This is a genomic window from Alicyclobacillus contaminans DSM 17975, from assembly GCF_000429525.1.
GTDB lineage: Bacteria > Bacillota > Bacilli > Alicyclobacillales > Alicyclobacillaceae > Alicyclobacillus_A > Alicyclobacillus_A contaminans.
On the sequence record NZ_AUCA01000052.1, the window covers coordinates 1 to 16,945 of the forward strand.

Here is a 16,945-nt window from a genome sequence, read left to right on the forward strand (position 1 = left end):
ACCACCTTGCACGGCGGATGAAACGGCACGGAGCGCGCTGGAGCGCGTCAGGGGCTGACCATCTGGTTCGGGTCATGGCGGTGCGAGCGAACCGAGAGGCGTATCACTTGGCTGATAACGGCACCAAGAAAGAGGATCAGGCCCGGGTGCCAAAACAAGCGTTCGCCAGCGGGAATATGGCTGATCGCAAGCGCCAGGCGGCAGAGAACTGGCTGCAGGTACATCTGCCGGCGCTGGATGGACCGCACGCGGGCCGACCGTGGGTCAAGTACGTCCTGCGGGAGCTGGTACGGTCTCCGTTCACAGTTGCATAAATGCTTGACGGTGAGGTCTTACCTACCGGAACTTGACACGGACAACGTATTGTCGCACATTTGACAAAAGAAAGAGATTTGATATGCTGAAACTAAGCAAGCGCTTGTTTAATTGAGACATGGAGGTGCGCGTGTGCAAACGGACCGGCGGATTCCAGCACGTTCAGAGTTGGATGGTCTTGGTGTTTACGCCCCCGGAAAGCCCATCGAAGAGGTGCAGCGCGAGTTGGGCCTCGACCGTATCATCAAATTGGCCTCCAATGAAAACCCTTTCAAAAGCTCTTCCGTCGTGTATGACGCCGTGGCGGCGGAGATGGAGCGTGTGGCGCTCTATCCGGAGTCAACCGCACCTGCCTTGGCGGAGAAGCTCGGGAAACACTGGGGCGTGGAGCCTGAGCGGGTGTTTGTCGGGAACGGATCGGACGAAATCATCGGTTTGTTGACGCGCGCGTACGTGCGGCCTCTGGATGAGGTGGTGATGGCCGACCCGACGTTCTCGCGCTATGAAACCAATGTGTGCATCGAAGGGGGAAAGCCGGTCAAGGTTCCGGTTCAAGATGGCATGCACGACCTGGATGCCATGCTGAACGCCATCAATGAACGCACGCGGATGGTGTTTGTCTGCAATCCCAACAACCCAACCGGGACCATCGTGGGGGAGCAGGCCTTGGCGGATTTCATCCATCGTGTCCCTCGGCACATCCTGCTGATTGTGGATGAAGCGTATTACGAATATGTCACGACTTCCGATTACCTGCAGACGGTGCCGTTGCTCGAGCGCTTTCCGAATCTGATCATCCTGCGCACGTTCTCGAAGATCTACGGGTTGGCGGCGCTGCGCATTGGCTACGGTCTGATGCATCCGGACATCATTCAGGAATTGATGAAGGTGAAGGGTCCCTTCAACACCAACCGCATCGCCCAAGCCGCCGCCTTCGCAGCGTTGGACGATCAGGCGTTCGTCGACCGCTGTCGGCAGGCGAATGCCGAAGGGCTGTCCTACCTGGCGCGGACACTGGCGGAGCTTGGGTTATCGTGCTATCCATCGCAGGCGAATTTCGTGTTGGTTCAGGTGCCCCGGGCCGGAACCGACATTGCGGAGGCTCTGCTGCGTCGCGGAGTGATTGTTCGCCCGGGCGAGCAGTTGGGCGCGCCTCGCACGATCCGAGTCACCGTGGGCAGTGCGGAGGATAACGCGGCGTTTGTCTCGGTGCTTCGCGCTGTATTGTGACAGAGCGGTGCGCAGTCCGCGGATGGATCATTTCGGAAGGAGGCGCGAAGACCATGATGGTTGAGAATCAGAAAGCCTTGTATCTGACGTTTATGAAAGCGCATACAAAACGCGATGAGGAAGAGTTCGTCCAAATCCTGCGGCCGGATGGACAACTGACGTCCGCAGTCAACGGGCTCATCGACAAGGATACCATGGTTCGGATGTACGAGTGGATGACGCTGGTCCGTGCGGTGGATCGGAAGTGTATCAACCTCCAACGACAAGGCCGACTGGGTACGTATGCGCCGTTCGAAGGGCAGGAAGCGGCCCAGGTCGGCAGCGCGTTGGCGCTGTCGCCAATGGATTGGCTGTTTCCCACGTACCGGGATCACGCGGCCGCGATGGTGCACGGCCAACCGCTGTCGCAAATTCTCCTGTATTGGATGGGAAGGCTGGAGGGTCTCACCTGTCCGCCGGATCGCAGGATTCTGCCGCCCTGCGTGCCCATCGCAACCCATTTGCTGCACGCGGTGGGAACGGCTTGGGCCAGCAGTCTGCGCGACGAAGCGGTGGCGAGTATCGCGTATTTTGGCGATGGCGCGACGTCGGAGGGGGATTTCCACGAGGCGTTGAATTTCGCCGGGGTGTTCAAGCTGCCGGTGATCTTCTTGTGCCAGAACAACGGCTACGCCATCAGCGTGCCCTTTGAGCGGCAATCCGCCTCGCGAACGATTGCGCAGCGCGCTGCGGCGTACGACATCCACGGCGTGCGCATCGACGGCAACGACGTGTTTGCGGTCTATCTGGCGGTTAAGGAGGCTCGGGAACGCGCCGTGGCCGGGCATGGACCCACGCTGATTGAGGCGGTGACGTTCCGTTACGGCGCGCACACCACCGCAGACGATCCGCACCGCTACCGCAAGCAGGAAGAGGTGAGCGCAGCTTGGCGCGCGCGGGATCCCATCGCGCGGCTGCGCATCCACCTGGAGCAGACCGACCTCTGGGACGCGGATCGCGAACAATCTTGGCAGGCGGAAGTGGGCCGGCGGATAGAGGAGGCCGTGGCGCTCGTGGAGGCCATGCCGAAAGCCAATGCGCTCGATATGTTCGAGCATGTCTACGCGCAGACGCCGTGGACGATTGCCCTGCAGCGGCAGCAACTGGCCGAGGAATCGACGGGAGGTGTTCGAGGGTGACGCGCGCGTTGACCATACTCCAGGCCATCACGGAGGCGCTCGATCAAAAAATGGCCGAAGACGAGCGCGTGCTTCTGCTCGGTGAGGACATCGCCACCAATGGCGGGGTGTTTCGCGCCACGGACGGGCTGTTGGACAAGTACGGCGCGAAGCGGGTGGTGGACACACCGCTCGCCGAATCGGGCATCATCGGCAGCGCCATTGGTTTGGCGTTGAACGGGATGATCCCTGTTGCGGAGATTCAGTTTCTCGCCTTCATCTTTCCGGGGTTGGAACAGCTAGTGGCGCACGCCGCACGCATGCGCTCCCGAACACGCGGCCAATTCGGGGTCCCGCTGGTCATTCGCACGCCGTATGGTGCCGGCATTCGCGGTCCGGAACTGCATTCCGAGAGCGTGGAAGCGTTCTTCGCCCACACGCCGGGGCTGAAAGTTGTGGTGCCAAGCAATCCGTATGATGCCAAGGGACTGCTTGTGTCGGCCATGGAGGACCCAGATCCGGTGGTCTTCCTGGAACCCACGCGCATCTATCGCGCGTTTCGGGCAGACGTGCCGGAGCCGCTGTACCGGGTGCCGCTGGGCCAGGCACAGGTGGTTCGGGAGGGAGAAGATCTGTCGATTTTCGCATGGGGCGCGATGCTGCGCGTGGCTCTGAAGGCCGCGGAACAGATGGAGCAGGAAAAAGGATGGCGCTGCGAAGTGATTGATCTCCGCACACTGTATCCGCTGGACAGAGACGCCATTGTCTCGTCCGTGCAGAAAACCGGCCGCGCGATGGTGGTCCATGAAGCGCACCGAACCGCCGGCCTCGGCGCGGAGATTATCTCGCTCATCAACGACGAAGCGCTCCTGTATCTGCGTGCGCCCGTCAAGCGCATCACCGGATTCGACGTACCGGTGCCGCTGTTCTCTGTGGAAGACGAGTACTTGCCGACGGAGTCGCGCATCAAGCAGGGCATCGCGGAAACCATTCTGTTCTGAAACGAATCCGGCAGTTCATCGAGCGTCGGAGGTGGGAGGAGCCATGTACGAGTTCAAATTGCCGGACATCGGCGAAGGGATGCATGAGGGAGAGATACGGCGCTGGCTGGTGCGTGAAGGCGAGCAAGTGGCGGTGGATCAACCGATTGTGGAAGTGCAAACCGACAAGGTGACAGCGGAGATGCCGGCGCCTGTGGCGGGTGTGGTGTCGCGTCTGTGCGCGGCGGAGGGCAGCGTGGTGCCGGTGGGCAGTGTGCTGGCCGTCATCGACACGGGGAGCGATGAACGGGTTCCCGTAGTGGACGGTGTACCCGCGCAGACGGGGATGGTGGCTGCGGCGGCTGAACCGTCTGTGGCGACCGTGACGATGGCGCGGCCGCAGACGGCACGGCGCGCATTGGCTACGCCGCACGTGCGCAGTTTGGCACGAAAACTGGGCATTGTCATTGACGAGGTTCCCGGCACCGGCCCCTCCGGCCGCGTGACGGAGGAGGACGTGCGACGGGCCTCTGAGCGCCGCACGACGCCGGAACCGGCGGTGCCCCTGCCCGCGGCGAGGGAGTCCGAATGGCGCGCTGCATCGGTTGCTTCCGCAAATGCCGAGGAACGCGTACCGCTGCGCGGTGTACGGCGCCGAATCGCGGAGCACATGGTGAAGTCGGTGCGTGTCATCCCGCATGTGACGCATGTGGACGAGATGGAGATGGACGAGCTCCACGCTCTGCGGGACAGACTGCGTCCGTATGCGGAAGCGCGCGGCACGAAACTCACGTACCTTCCGTTCTTCGTCAAAGCGGTGGCGGTGGCACTGCGCGAGTACCCGTATTTGAACGCGTCGGTGGATGAGGATACCAACGAGGTGATCCTCAAGCGGTACTACAACATCGGCATTGCGACCGACACGGACGAAGGTCTGATGGTACCGGTCGTGAAGGACGCGGACAAGAAATCGGTGCTCGCCATCGCCGCGGAAATTTCCGACCTGGTCGCCCGCTGCCGCTCGGGAAAGCTGACGTTGCAGGACGTGTCGGGCGGTACCTTCACCATCACGAATGTCGGACCCATCGGCGGCCTTTACGCAACGCCCATCATCAACCATCCGGAGGCGGCCATTCTTGGCCTGCACAAGGTGGAGCCGCGGCAGGTGGTGCGAAACTGGGAGAGCGTGATTCGGCGCATGATGTACATGTCGCTGTCGTTCGATCATCGGATCATCGACGGTGCCATGGCGGTGCGTTTCACGAATCGCTTGCGAGAACTGCTGGAAAATCCGGAAGTGCTGTTCGTGGAGCTGGTGTAACTGCCCGGAATCGATGTTGTTAGAATTGCGTCTCCATTCTGTCTTTTTCTATTGAAAAGAAGAAGCGTTCCCCATATGATAAAAGCAAGCAAGCGCTTGCTTTAGTGGGAAGGAGACGAAGATGCCAAGGCCAAGTCAAAAAGACCAAATCCTCGCTGCGGCGCGAAGGCTGTTCAGCGGCAAAGGCTATCACGGCACGACCATTCGTGAAATCGCGGACGAGGCGGGTATATTGTCCGGCAGTCTGTACGCGCATATTCAAACGAAAGAGGACCTCTTGTTTGAGATTGCGGACGAGGGCGCCGAAGCGTTTCTGGCGGCAGTGACCGGCGTGATGCGAAAGCCCGGCAATGCGGTGGAGAAGATCCAAGCGGGACTGCGGGCGCACGTGCGCGTGGTTGCAGATCATTTGGAAGCGGCGAAGGTATTTTTTCACGAATGGGAAGCGTTGTCCGCAGAGCGGCGCGCCGTCATTCAACACAAGCGGGACGTGTACGAATCGCAGTGGGCGTCGTTGATTGCGCAGGGGATGGCCGAAGGAGCGCTGCGGACGGACGATCCGAAGTTCGCTCGGCTGCTGCTCTTGTCGGCCGCCAACTGGGTGTATCAGTGGTACCGACCGGACGGAGCGCTGACACCTGAGCAAATCGCGGATCGATTCCTCGCTCTGTTGCTGCATGGATTGGCGAACCCTGCGAGCGAGGCGTGGAACGGAGCGCGGCCACCATCGCCATCGGAGGGCGCGGATGACAAGTCGAAGGCAAAGGAGTGGGATGGAGATGGATCAGAGCCGGTTCAAACAGTTTATGGAACGGATTGAACGCGGTGAAAAAATCGAGGCGAACGACTGGATGCCGGATGACTACCGGAGGCTGCTGCTGCGCCTGATTCATATGCATGCGGTCAGCGAGATCATGGGGGCCTATCCGGAAAAAGAATGGGTGCCCAAGGCGCCCTCGCTGCGCCGCAAACTGTCACTGATGGCGAAAGTGCAGGATGAGATTGGGCACGGACAACTGCTGCTGCGGGTCGCCGAGGACCTGGCGGCACCGCTCGGCCGCGGGCGCGATGACCTGATGGAAGACGTGATTGTGGGCCGAGTCAAGTTCCATAATGTATTCCACATGGAAGCGCCTTCTTGGGCGGACGCAGGCATCATCGGATGGTTGGTGGACGGCGCTGCCATCATGACGCAGACGGCGTTGCTGGATTGTTCGTACGGTCCTTATGCGCGCGTGCTGAAACGCATCTGCGCCGAGGAAAGCTTTCATATGCAGCACGGGGAGTCCATCATTCTCGCGCTGGCCGAGGGCACGGAAGCGCAGCGGCAGATGCTGCAGGAAGCGCTGAACCGGTGGTGGGAAGCCCTGCTGTTTTTCTTCGGTCCGCCAGAAGTGACCGAGTCCGCGCGCAAGATGATGGAATACCGGATTCGGTATCGAACCAACGAAGAATTGCGGCAGAAGTTCCTGACGCGTTACATCCCGCGGATCCAATCGGTGGGCTTGACCATTCCCGATTCCCGCCTCCGCTTTGACGAGGCGCAACAACGGTGGATGTACACCGAACCGGACTGGGAACGCCTGGGTCGGATGGTGCGTGAAAACTCGGGCCCCAAATCGCAGGAGCGGATAGCGTTCCGGCGACGGGCGCATACGGATCAGGCGTGGGTTCGGGAAGCGCTGATTCGAGCGCGCGCGCAGGCGGCGGTGTGAGGATTCGGACGGAGAGGAGGAGACGCGGATGCAGGAGAAGACGCGGAGTCAACCGCAGGTGGCCGAACTCCATGCGGGCACACGCTACGAAGTCTATGAAATTTTTGTCCAGCACGACGCGCTGCAGTCGCATCACCATGTGGGCAGCGTATGGGCGGCCTCGCCGGAGTGGGCCATCCAGATGGCGCGTGAGAATTTCCTGCGCCGGGACCATGCCGTCAGCCTGTGGGCGGTTCGCCGCGCGGACATTCACGCCACGGCCGGCGAGGATCGGGACTTTTTCGCCCGCGAGTTTGACCGGACGTACCGGGAGGTCTCCGGCTACGCGGACAACGCCCAGCGCTGGAAGCGGTTCAAAGCGCGGGCCATGACCTTGGATGAAGTGATTGACGACGTGCGGGAGGGGAATGCGCATGGCAGTGCACACAGCGGCGGTTGAGTTGAGTATCGAGCACCGCGAGGCGCTGGTGGATTTCCTTCGGCAGTTGGCGGATGATGAACTGACGCTCGGACATCGCGACTCGGAGTGGTTGGGATTCGCACCGGACGTGGAGGAGGATGTGGCGTTTTCCTCCATCGCTCAGGACGAGGTTGGGCACGCCGTGTACTACTTGGACCGGCTCGCGGAGTTGGGAGAGGGCGCGGCCGATGTGCTCGCGTTTCAACGCGATGGTGGAGCGCGGCGCAACGCGAACCTGGTGGAGCGCGTCAACGGAGACTGGGCGTACACGATTCTGCGTCACTTCTGCTACGACGTGTTCGACACCCTGCGCCTGCGGGCGCTGACCGATTCATCGTTCAAGCCATTGGCGCAGGGAGCGGAAAAAATGCTGCGCGAAGAGCGCTATCATTTGCTGCACATGGAGTCGTGGGTCAAGCATCTGGGACGGGCCGGAGGAGAAGCCAGGGAACGCCTGCAGGCGGCGGTGGAAGCCGTTTGGCGCGACCTTGGCGACCTGTTTTCCCTGGGCGCTCACGCCGAGGTCTTGGTGCGCGAACGCCTGATGCCGGTCCCACCGGAGGAACTCCTGGCGTCCTGGGTGGACAGGGTGGGACCGGTCCTGACGGAAGCCGGATTGTCTTGGCCGGGCGCACCCACCCTGACGACCGAGGCTGGGCGCGTTGGCGTTCACGGCCCGGAACTCCAGACACTGCTTGATACCATGCGTGCGGTGTACCACCTGAATCCGGAGACGCGTTGGTGACCCCATAGAGCGGGGAGGGATACCATGAATCGGTGGAACATGGAAGCAAACGAGATGTCTCTGGCAAGCTTGTCGGACGATGTGCTGGCGTCGGTGTGGGGGGCCCTGGATGACGTGAAGGATCCGGAGATACCGGCGGTGAGCATTCGCGAACTGGGCATGGTGCGGCAGGTGTGTGCGCTCGACGGGCGGATCCGCGTTGAATTGCTGCCGACGTTCGTCGGCTGTCCGGCGCTCGACTGGATACGCCGGTCGGTGGAACGACAGGTGGCGCAGGTGCTTGGAAGGGACGATGTGGACGTGGTGTTCGTGTTTGATGAACCATGGACCAGCGCCCGCATCACGCCGCAGGGCATCGAGAAGCTGCTGCAGTTCGGCATCGCACCGCCGGTTGTGTCGAATGACTCTCGGCTGATTCCGCCGTGCCCGTATTGCGGCGCGGAATCCGGGGAGGTTGAAAACCTGTTCGGGCCGACGCCGTGCCGCGCCATCTTTTATTGCCATCACTGCAAGCAGCCGTTTGAAGGCATGAAACCACTGTAACTGTGAGCCGAGGAGGGGACACCGTGGTGTACCAGCCTGACGTGGAGAGGATGGCGCCGTCGAATCTGCGCGAACTGCAGTCGGAACGGCTGAAGGAGACCGTGCTGCGCGTGTACGAACGGGTTCCGTTTTACCGACAGCTGTTTGACAGTCACGGTGTGCGGCCGGACGACATTCAATCGGTGGCCGACGTCGTGAAGCTGCCGTTCACTCGAAAGAAGGATTTTCGCGACAACTACCCCATGGGCTTGTTCGCCGTGGATCAATCGGAAGTTGTGCGAATTCACGGATCGTCCGGGACGAAAGGCAAGCCAACGCTCGTCGGGTATACGCAGCGGGACATTCAGAACTGGAGCGAGTGCGTCGCACGGGCCATCGTGACGGCGGGTGGCCGGCCGGGCGACGTGTTCCACGTCATCTACGGGTACGGCCTGTTCACCGGCGGACTCGGTTTTCACTACGGGGCGGAACGGCTGGGCATGACCGTCATTCCCGTGTCCGGCGGAAACACACTCCGTCAAATCACGCTGATGGAGGACCTTCATCCGCGGGGGATTGCCGGCACGCCGTCGTACGTACTCAACATCGCCGAGACCATGGAGGGAATGGGCAAGGATCCAAGGGCGGTCGGGATTGAATATGGAATCTTCGGCGCCGAGCCGTGGTCCGAGGAAATGCGGCGCAAGCTGGAGGAGAAGTTTGGTCTAAAGGCGATGGATGTGTATGGACTGTCGGAAGTCGTCGGGCCTGGTGTCGCCATCGAGTGCATCGAGGCGCAGGAAGGTTTACACGTGGCCGAAGATCACTTTTTGGTGGAAGTGGTGGACCCAGCGACCGGGGAGCCGCTGCCGCAGGGCAGCGTCGGAGAACTGGTGTTCACGTCGCTGACCAAGGAAGCGCTTCCGGTCATTCGCTATCGGACGGGAGACATCGCCTGCCTGCTTCCGGAGCGCTGCCGCTGTGGCCGAACGCACGTCCGGATGTCGCGGATTAAAGGACGTATTGACGACATGTTGATTGTCCGCGGCGTGAACGTGTTTCCGACGGAATTCGAACCGGTGGTGCTCACCATGGCGGAGTTGGCTCCGCATTATCAGGTGGTGGTGGATCGCGTTGGGGCGCTGGACGAGGTCACACTGATGGTGGAACTTTCAGAATCGTTCGTCCGAGGCATCGGCGGGTTTAATCCGGAACATGCTGCGGTCCAACGGCTGCGCGGTGTCTTGGCTGAGCGATTCAAGAGCACGCTCGGTGTATCGAGCGCGGTGACGTTCTGTGCGCCCGGCGAGCTGCCGCGCAGCGAAGGAAAGGCGGTGCGCGTGGTGGACCGCCGGAACGTGTACGCGACGTCGTGACCGTTCGCGGTACATCGCCGTTCGCAGCGTCGTTGCCGCAAACACACCCAGGGGAACCTGGGAGACAGAAGGAGACGATAACCATGGTGAAATTGGTGGTGCTGTATCGGCAGCCGGAGGATGCGGGGAAGTTCAATGATCACTATTTCCAGGTGCATCTGCCCTTGGCGCGGCAGATTCCCGGTTTGGAACGGTTGGAGGTCACACGCATTCGGGGCAACGCCATGGGCGGCGAAGCGGAGTACCACCTTCTCGCAGAGATGTACTTCAAGGATGAGGACGCCTATCGGGCGGCGATGAAATCCCAGGAGAACAAGGTGGCGGCCAAGGATGTCATGGGGTTTGCCGGAGACATCGTGTACATGATGGTGGGCGATGTGGTCGAGGACTGACAGCGGGGAGTGGCGCCTGTGGAGGAAGCGAAGCTGAAGTATATTTCCGTGGAACACGACGGTGCGGTCGCACTGGTCAGAATCCGCCGCGAAGACCAGTTGAACGCGCTCAACCTCGCGCTGGTGGATGAACTGGTGGAGGTATTGGAGGCGTGCGACAGGGACGATGCGGTCCGCTGCATCGTGCTCACGGGGGGGCCGAAAGCTTTCGCGGCGGGGGCCGATATCGGGGAAATGGCGGAGATGACCGCCATCGGCATGAAGAAGCTTGGGCAATTCCGCGTGTGGGACAGAATTCGCGGCGTCAGCAAGCCCATTCTCGCAGCGGTCAACGGCTTTGCGTTGGGCGGTGGCTGCGAGTTGGCCATGACTTGCGATCTCATCATTGCCGGAGAAAGCGCGCGTTTCGGGCAACCCGAGGTCAAGCTCGGCGTCATGCCCGGCGCGGGTGGGACACAGTGGTGGACGCGAACGCTCGGCAAGGCACGGGCGCTGGAATTGCTTTGGACAGGGGATCCCATCACCGCCGAGGAAGCGTGGCGCCTCGGCATTGTCAACAAAGTGGTGCCCGATGACCGCTGTGTGCCGGAGGCCACGGAGATGGCACGACGCATTGCCGAGCGGCCGCCAATGGCCATCCGGCTCATCAAGGAGGCCGTGTATCAAGCGTTGGATACCACACTTCAGGACGGCATGGAAGCGGAGCGGAATCTGTTTTATCTCTTGTTTGCGACGGAAGATAAAAGCGAAGGCATGCGTGCTTTCTTGGAGAAACGGCGGCCCAGTTTTCGCGGGTTCTGAGGCGGCGCAGGCGTGCGGGGAGGTTGCGATATGAAACCAGGACTGCAGGCTGGACACGTGGAGTCCGTCGAGATCACGGTGACCGATGATATGTGTCCGGCGTTTGAAGGACGGGTGGTGCATCAAACCCTGTCCACGGTTTCCATGGTGTACTACATGGAGTGGGTGGCGCGCTTGACCATCCTTCCCTATCTGGAGGATGACGAGGAGGGCATTGGTGGCGGCGTCTCGGTGCAACACTTGGCACCGGCTCCGGTCGGGAAGTCGGTGGTGTTCTATGCGGAGGTCACCGAGGTGGACGGCCGGCGCGTGGTTTGCCGCGTCTGGGCCGAACACGATAAAGCCCGCGTGGGCGAAGGCGAAGTGGTGCAGTATCTGTTGCCGAAAGTCCGCATTGATGCGAGAATCGCGGCGATGTGTTAAAACATGGAGCGTGTGATGTGCAGGCCGCGGGGGTGGAACCTGCGGTCTGCATGTTTTTTGATCCCCGCTCGAATTCTTTTCTCGTTGGCCGTGATGAAGCGCACAACGGAAGTCATTCCCCTGCGGCACAATACACGGTGAGCTCCGGCACCGCTTCGGCGGTTCCATGGATTCGAAGGCAAAGGGGATGTCCAGATGAAACAATTTTCCTTGCAGTTTCGAGACCAGATGGTGGATGCTGTCGCCCAATGGGGGAACACCAAATTCATGCAACTCTCCCTTCACGCAGGACAGGGCTTGGCCAAGCATCGCACGCCGTACGCGCTGGCAGTGGTGGTGTTGACCGGCCGGATTGCCTTCACCATCGGTGAAGAAACCAGGGAGTTGGGCATGGGGGACATGTTGCTGGTCCATCCGAATGTTGAACACGAAGTCATTGCTCAGAGCCAGAGCACGGTGCTGCTGGTGCTGTCACAGGATGAACCAAAGTAACACAACGTCGCGAATGTTGGTGCCATGACGGTGGGTGTGACGAGCGTCATATCGCCAGGCGGTGGTCTGGGATACGATAGGATCGAGACATGGATACTTCGGGACGGACAGGAGGGGCGACAGGTGGTTCAGACGTTGTTGCGCCTGGACTTGTGTCGGAGAGCAGGCACGAAAGTGGGGAAACAAGAACTGCTGGAGAACGTACTGGGTTCCCTTAGCGATCACGAAGCGCTCGAACTGCACTGGACTTGGGATGCGATGGCTCCACTCCGCCGACGGAATTGGGGTGTCTGGACCCTTTTGACGCTGCGCGAGCGGGGGCGGCGCTGTGTTGTCCAGATGTACCGCCAAACTGTAACCGGTTGGAACTCCCAGGGCGATGACGAGCTCCGCTTTCGCTTCTACATCGACGGACGCCGCCGCGTTGGGCCGCCCGTGCTCCGTGAAGTCATGCACATCCTGCACCGCGGCGCACAGATTCAGCCCAGACTCGATGAGGTGGTGGTTTGGCTCTATGAACCCGACTATGATCTGTTTCGCACCCTCGACGCCGAATCCTACGCTTTTCGGGTGGATGTCCGTCCGGAAACGGGCATGATTGTGACGGTGAATGCGTCGGGGCACGCGGATGAGCTGGTTCACGCGCCCCGGACAGCTCGGCGTGATTGACAAGAGAAAAGTCATTTTGTATATTAAATGGCGTGCTTTTGTCTTCCAAGCCTGTGCGGAAGTGGCTCAGGGGTAGAGCATCGCCTTGCCAAGGCGAGGGTCGCGGGTTCGAATCCCGTCTTCCGCTCCACATGATATAAACAGTATTTCTGCGGATTGCCTCCGCAGCGGGCATGCCAGCCCACATCTTGGAGAGGTGGTCGAGTGGTTTAAGGCAGCGGTCTTGAAAACCGCCGTAGTCGCAAGGCTACCGTGGGTTCGAATCCCACCCTCTCCGCCAGAAAACGTTGAAAAGACGCGGTTTTTGAGCAGTTGCTCATGACCGCGTTTCTTTGTTCCTGTCATACACTTCTACCATTTTTCTACCCTTCGTTACTCGAAATATATTTTCTAGCTGCTATGTTTTTAAGCAGGTCACCAAATTGGTCGGCTGCTTCACGTTGCAGACCAGGGAGCACATGACTGTATGTGTCGAGTGTGATTTGTACCGTAGCATGTCCGAGGCGCTCGGACACGATCTTTGGGTTAACGCCCTGTTGCAGCATCAAACTGGCATGGGTATGTCTCAGGTCGTGGAATCGAATTCTCGGAACGTTGACGTTCTGCAGGGCGCGGTACCATGCGGTATTCACTGAGTTGGGAGACAACGGCTCCCCAAGCTCATTGGTGAATACCCAATCGCTTACCTTGTAACCTGGCCCGATCAAGAGCCTGTCCTGAGCTTGCATTGTTCGTTGGGCGCGTAGAGCTTCGACAGCCTGCGATGGCAGTGCGATGTATCGGCGGCTGCGGTCAGTCTTTAGTTCCTTCACCACTGGCTGCTTCTTCACGTAATCCAGGGTTCGTTGCACACTAATGTATCCGCGTTCCATGTCCACGTCTGGCCATTGAAGTCCCAGAATTTCAGCCTTACGCATTCCTGTAGTAATGGCTAGTACGAACACAGGCCAGAATCGTGACTCTGATTTACGTGTGTGCTCAATGAAAAGGGCTGCCTGCTCCACTGTCCAAACTGAGGCATGATACCGGTCGGCTTTGGGGGGTTCTACAGCATCCGCCACGTTGCGTGGAACTAGACCCCATTTTACGGCTCTCTCCAGTGCTTCGTGAATGATGCGGTGGGCATGTAATGTTGAGCGCGAAGACAAGGCATTGTCCCCGGTACGAAGCAAGGTGTAAAACTTTTGCAAATCCATTGGCCTTAACTTTTGAAGTTCAATCCGACCGAGTTTCGGAATGATGTGTTTTCTAATCAACCACTCGTATTTACGGTACGTGCCATATGCAATCTGAGGTTTTTTGACCTCCAGCCACCGATGCAAATACGTTTCGACTGTTTCCTTTTGGACAGGAGCGTACAGTCCGGATTCGTATTCCTGCAAAACTCGGGGAAGTGCCTGTTCCGCTTCCCGTTTGGTGTTGAATCCGGATATCCATTTGCGGTGGCGTTTTCCGTTTTCGTCCCGCACGTCGATGACTATGTACCACTTTTTGCTCCCTTTCTTCCGAGTGATATGTCCGCGCATATAGTCCCCTCCACTCATAATACCTACAACAAAGCACCGTGGTTGCCGCGATTTCGAACGTGCCCTTTCACCTAGCGTACTTCCTTTTCACTTTGATACAACGACGCTGGGAGAAGGGATGAGAGGGACCCAACCGAGTTTTTCTTTCATGAACTGCAAACGATACCGAATCAGCCACGATGTAATGTTGAAGTATTCTGCCAATTCTTCAACACTTGTGCAACCGGACTCTAAGGCTTTCACTACGCTGCTGACAGGAGCAAGAAAATCACAGGCCCACATTAACGCTTTTCGTTCATCGCGGCTCAACGCGATTTTGTGGGAATACGATGTGTAAGGCACGAGGAAATTGCTCTGGGGAACTGTGAAGTGATGACCCAGTTCCTCAGCTAAAACGGAGCGAAACAGGGGAGAGCCTTCCTTTAGTCGCTTGTCCAATACAATGTGGGGCTGCTGCTCCTTGGGATCGTAAAAGTATAGACCATAGATTAAGCGGGGGCAATGAGACAGATCTTTCATGGACAGAAAGATCTGCTCTTGTTCGACGAGGTGCATCAGCGGATCCAATTACATCACCCTCCGGCTTTTACCCGTCGGCATCCTTCTTTCTCTCTGCCTGTCTACGCTTAAATTCCTTGTAGTCTTGGAGCACTTCAGTAATAATTCCGTGAAGGAACTGGGCCATCTCCGGGTCATACTCACCATATTCGCCTTCGAGATGAGCGGCAAGTCGCTGAACCGGGATATCAACCTGATCTTTATGATCATGATTACCTTTCATAATAGATTCTTCCTCTTTTGTATTGCAAGTCTCATTACGTTCAGAATTGTTACGCTTCGGTGGAGTGGGATCATCTGTTAGTCCAAATAAGTAGTCAATTGAAGTATCAAACAGTCGTGCAATCATGATGAGTTTCTCCGAACGAGGTGTTTTTCCCCTAGCTTCGTACCCCGCGATGGCATCCCTTGAGACACCTAGACGTTGTGCCAGATCCTCTTGAGTCCAGCCTCGTTGTTCGCGAAGGAATTTTAGGCGTTCCCCAAAGTACATTTCGTCGCAATCCTCCCCAACTCGTATATCCTCAGTATACACGAATTGTTTCTGAAAGAAACATGACAGATCGTACACATCGTGTGTTGACGTGTGTATCATTAGCAACTTAAAATGTGAATGTGTCCTATAGTACACAAAGGACGGAGGTGGCAAGATGGGAGCCCACGTTGGGGCCGAAATGCGCAAACGGCGTCAGGATCTAGGGCTGTCGCAACAGGAGATGGCCGATTTGGTGGACATTTCACGCTCCTACTACACCAACATCGAGCTTGGAATGCGTAGGCCCGGAGTGGACACTGCAAAGCGGATCGCAGGGATACTTGGCTTCGACTGGACCCGCTTCTATGAGGACGAAAAGAAACAGATCAGCACGGCGTGATCAGTGTCCGTCCGTACACGTGGTACTTGGCAGTGTAGGGTCGTCACTTCGGCCTACCAAATAGTCGATTGAGACACCAAAAAAGTCCGCCAGTTTGATGAGTTGGCTCAGAGTTGGTTCCTTCGCATTCGTATCGCTTTCGTAATAGCGAAGGGTCCGTTCGGCGAGACCAATCTGCTTGGCCAATTCGGACTGAGTGACAGAATGCTCTCCTCGAAGAGAGCGAAGGCGTTCGCTAAAAGTCGCCATGAAAGAATTTCTCCTTATCTCTCTTGACAGGCACTATAGTGCCGTGTAAGATGCAGAAACAGGCACTAAGGTGCCGGTTGTGAACTGGAGGTTGGTGATGCATGAGACCTCGACTGAAGCAGGAACGTAAGGCTCGCAACTGGACGCAGGCCGAAACAACCAAGAAGCTCGGAATTACCGAGCGCGCATACAGGCACCTAGAAGCGGGTACGCGCAATCCGAGCTACGAGACCGTCAAGAAGCTCAGACATCTGTTCGGTGTTGATGATGAGGAACTTCTTGCTCCTGATTCTACACCAAACGGAGAGTCCGCGTAAAAGGGCGGCGAAGTCCATGCATGCAAAAGCAACGACCTGGTACATCTGCCACCGTTATGTATCGACTGGGCGCAGTATGTACTACAAGCGCGAGATGTTGACAACGGACTCGTATCGCGATCTCAGAAGCGTTTATTGGTCCGCTCCGAAGCCCATTACGCGCAACACTTTCGAGCGGGCAAGGAAGCTCGGCTACAAGTGTGATGTGGTTTGGCACTACGACCCACCGGCGCAAGTGATTCCATTTGACCCCGAAAAGAAGGTGACACAGCGTGGGACCAAACGCAGTTACCGCACTTATCAAGGGGGACGAGAAAGTAGCGCGTTTGCTCGATTCCTTTTGCGCTGGCGAGTGTGACCACACCTGGGCGTGTGACGGATGCCCGATTGCGTTGGCTCGGCGGACGCTGGAATGGTCGCTCTCCGTAGTACGCGTCGATGCGCTCAACAAGACGCTCACCCCGGAAGAAGTACGTAGGACTTTTCATGTCGGTAAGCGTCAAACCCCGTATTGAACCCCACATTGTCAAGACAGATGGGATGGCTTTTAAGAAAGAGATGATAGATTTACAATTCAGATAAAAACCGTCTCACGCTGCGTTCTGTTGCATTTTCCAGTTTCTGAATTCCGACGGTGACCGATAACCTAGTGCGGAATGAGGTCGGTCCGTGTTGTAAAAGTGAATGTATGACTCGATCGCCGCTTTCGCCTCGGTAAAGCTGCTGTATTCTTGCAGCCAGACCTCCTCCTCCTTCAGCGACCGGAAGAATCGCTCGATGTATCCGTCAGCATCGGGGTTGTTGTAACCCGTCCGCTCGTGG

General features: G+C 58.4%; 22 protein-coding genes, 2 tRNA genes and 1 pseudogene. 20 read left to right on the plus strand and 5 right to left on the minus strand.

Going from position 1 to position 16,945, the window contains the following annotated elements:
• The 18 genes and pseudogenes from G463_RS23240 to G463_RS0115140 all read left to right on the plus strand — a co-directional run.
• Window positions 1-314 (plus strand): annotated as a pseudogene (locus G463_RS23240) (ISLre2 family transposase); the annotation flags it as partial.
• 133 nt (window positions 315-447) lie between these two features.
• Window positions 448-1,545: a histidinol-phosphate transaminase gene (hisC, locus tag G463_RS0115060; RefSeq protein ID WP_084171757.1), complete on the plus strand. Its 1,098-nt coding sequence runs from the start codon at window positions 448-450 to the stop codon at window positions 1,543-1,545.
• Window positions 1,546-1,598: 53 nt separating this feature from the next.
• Window positions 1,599-2,723 carry a pyruvate dehydrogenase (acetyl-transferring) E1 component subunit alpha gene (gene pdhA / locus G463_RS20750; RefSeq protein ID WP_051322343.1) on the plus strand — a complete coding sequence of 375 codons (1,125 nt, stop codon included), beginning with the start codon at window positions 1,599-1,601 and terminating at the stop codon, window positions 2,721-2,723.
• Window positions 2,720-3,703, plus strand: coding sequence for an alpha-ketoacid dehydrogenase subunit beta (locus G463_RS0115070; protein WP_026975831.1), 984 nt, complete (start codon window positions 2,720-2,722; stop codon window positions 3,701-3,703). Before pdhA ends, G463_RS0115070 begins: the two co-directional genes overlap by 4 nt.
• A gap of 43 nt (window positions 3,704-3,746) precedes the next feature.
• On the plus strand, window positions 3,747-5,003 hold the full coding sequence (locus tag G463_RS0115075; protein ID WP_026975832.1) for a dihydrolipoamide acetyltransferase family protein: 1,257 nt from the start codon (window positions 3,747-3,749) through the stop codon (window positions 5,001-5,003).
• Window positions 5,004-5,124: 121 nt separating this feature from the next.
• A complete protein-coding gene (locus G463_RS20755; protein ID WP_084171759.1) occupies window positions 5,125-5,823 on the plus strand; it encodes a TetR/AcrR family transcriptional regulator in 699 nt (232 codons plus the stop codon).
• Window positions 5,783-6,718, plus strand: coding sequence for a 1,2-phenylacetyl-CoA epoxidase subunit PaaA (gene paaA, locus G463_RS0115085; protein ID WP_035487539.1), 936 nt, complete (start codon window positions 5,783-5,785; stop codon window positions 6,716-6,718). The genes G463_RS20755 and paaA overlap by 41 nt, the downstream gene beginning before the upstream one ends.
• A 28-nt stretch (window positions 6,719-6,746) precedes the next feature.
• Window positions 6,747-7,157 (plus strand): phenylacetic acid degradation protein, encoded by a 411-nt coding sequence (locus G463_RS0115090; RefSeq protein ID WP_051322344.1) that lies wholly within the window; start codon window positions 6,747-6,749, stop codon window positions 7,155-7,157.
• Window positions 7,132-7,923 (plus strand): 1,2-phenylacetyl-CoA epoxidase subunit PaaC, encoded by a 792-nt coding sequence (gene paaC / locus G463_RS0115095; RefSeq protein WP_051322345.1) that lies wholly within the window; start codon window positions 7,132-7,134, stop codon window positions 7,921-7,923. Before G463_RS0115090 ends, paaC begins: the two co-directional genes overlap by 26 nt.
• A gap of 54 nt (window positions 7,924-7,977) precedes the next feature.
• Complete coding sequence (gene paaD, locus G463_RS0115100; RefSeq protein ID WP_051322347.1) at window positions 7,978-8,466, plus strand: 1,2-phenylacetyl-CoA epoxidase subunit PaaD; 489 nt, start codon at window positions 7,978-7,980, stop codon at window positions 8,464-8,466.
• Window positions 8,467-8,516: 50 nt separating this feature from the next.
• A complete protein-coding gene (locus tag G463_RS0115105; protein WP_211227428.1) occupies window positions 8,517-9,821 on the plus strand; it encodes a phenylacetate--CoA ligase family protein in 1,305 nt (434 codons plus the stop codon).
• An 83-nt stretch (window positions 9,822-9,904) separates the two neighbouring features.
• On the plus strand, window positions 9,905-10,213 hold the full coding sequence (locus G463_RS0115110; RefSeq protein ID WP_026975838.1) for an EthD family reductase: 309 nt from the start codon (window positions 9,905-9,907) through the stop codon (window positions 10,211-10,213).
• Between the two features lie 18 nt (window positions 10,214-10,231).
• Window positions 10,232-11,014, plus strand: a complete 783-nt coding sequence (locus G463_RS0115115; RefSeq protein WP_425387076.1) for an enoyl-CoA hydratase-related protein — start codon at window positions 10,232-10,234, stop codon at window positions 11,012-11,014.
• Window positions 11,015-11,044: 30 nt separating this feature from the next.
• Window positions 11,045-11,437: a thioesterase family protein gene (locus G463_RS0115120; RefSeq protein WP_035487544.1), complete on the plus strand. Its 393-nt coding sequence runs from the start codon at window positions 11,045-11,047 to the stop codon at window positions 11,435-11,437.
• Between the two features lie 195 nt (window positions 11,438-11,632).
• Window positions 11,633-11,929, plus strand: coding sequence for a cupin domain-containing protein (locus G463_RS20760; protein ID WP_035487547.1), 297 nt, complete (start codon window positions 11,633-11,635; stop codon window positions 11,927-11,929).
• Between the two features lie 123 nt (window positions 11,930-12,052).
• Window positions 12,053-12,598, plus strand: coding sequence for a hypothetical protein (locus G463_RS0115130; protein WP_026975841.1), 546 nt, complete (start codon window positions 12,053-12,055; stop codon window positions 12,596-12,598).
• A gap of 55 nt (window positions 12,599-12,653) precedes the next feature.
• A tRNA-Gly gene (locus G463_RS0115135) sits at window positions 12,654-12,728 on the plus strand.
• A gap of 60 nt (window positions 12,729-12,788) precedes the next feature.
• A tRNA-Ser gene (locus tag G463_RS0115140) sits at window positions 12,789-12,878 on the plus strand.
• 82 nt (window positions 12,879-12,960) lie between these two features.
• On the opposite strand, the gene G463_RS0115145 is transcribed toward G463_RS0115140, so the two are convergent.
• The 3 genes from G463_RS0115145 to G463_RS22500 form a co-directional block, all read right to left on the minus strand.
• Entirely contained in the window at window positions 12,961-14,124 is a 1,164-nt protein-coding gene (locus G463_RS0115145; RefSeq protein WP_026975842.1) for a site-specific integrase, read from the minus strand.
• 87 nt (window positions 14,125-14,211) lie between these two features.
• A complete protein-coding gene (locus G463_RS21945; protein WP_051322346.1) occupies window positions 14,212-14,691 on the minus strand; it encodes an ImmA/IrrE family metallo-endopeptidase in 480 nt (159 codons plus the stop codon).
• 19 nt (window positions 14,692-14,710) lie between these two features.
• A complete protein-coding gene (locus G463_RS22500; protein ID WP_084171763.1) occupies window positions 14,711-15,175 on the minus strand; it encodes a helix-turn-helix domain-containing protein in 465 nt (154 codons plus the stop codon).
• A gap of 157 nt (window positions 15,176-15,332) precedes the next feature.
• Here G463_RS22500 and G463_RS0115160 point away from each other — a divergent pair, with 157 nt between their 5' ends.
• Window positions 15,333-15,557: a helix-turn-helix transcriptional regulator gene (locus G463_RS0115160; RefSeq protein WP_156900249.1), complete on the plus strand. Its 225-nt coding sequence runs from the start codon at window positions 15,333-15,335 to the stop codon at window positions 15,555-15,557.
• Here the strand turns inward: G463_RS0115160 and G463_RS0115165 are convergent, their stop codons facing one another.
• Complete coding sequence (locus G463_RS0115165; protein WP_026975844.1) at window positions 15,558-15,806, minus strand: helix-turn-helix domain-containing protein; 249 nt, start codon at window positions 15,804-15,806, stop codon at window positions 15,558-15,560.
• A gap of 101 nt (window positions 15,807-15,907) precedes the next feature.
• Here G463_RS0115165 and G463_RS0115170 point away from each other — a divergent pair, with 101 nt between their 5' ends.
• The gene (locus tag G463_RS0115170) at window positions 15,908-16,123 is read left to right on the plus strand and encodes a helix-turn-helix transcriptional regulator (RefSeq protein ID WP_026975845.1); all 216 of its coding nucleotides are present in this window, start codon (window positions 15,908-15,910) and stop codon (window positions 16,121-16,123) included.
• A 590-nt stretch (window positions 16,124-16,713) separates the two neighbouring features.
• Here the strand turns inward: G463_RS0115170 and G463_RS0115175 are convergent.
• On the minus strand, window positions 16,714-16,945 hold a 232-nt coding region (locus tag G463_RS0115175; protein WP_026974974.1), incomplete at its 5' end, for an integrase core domain-containing protein.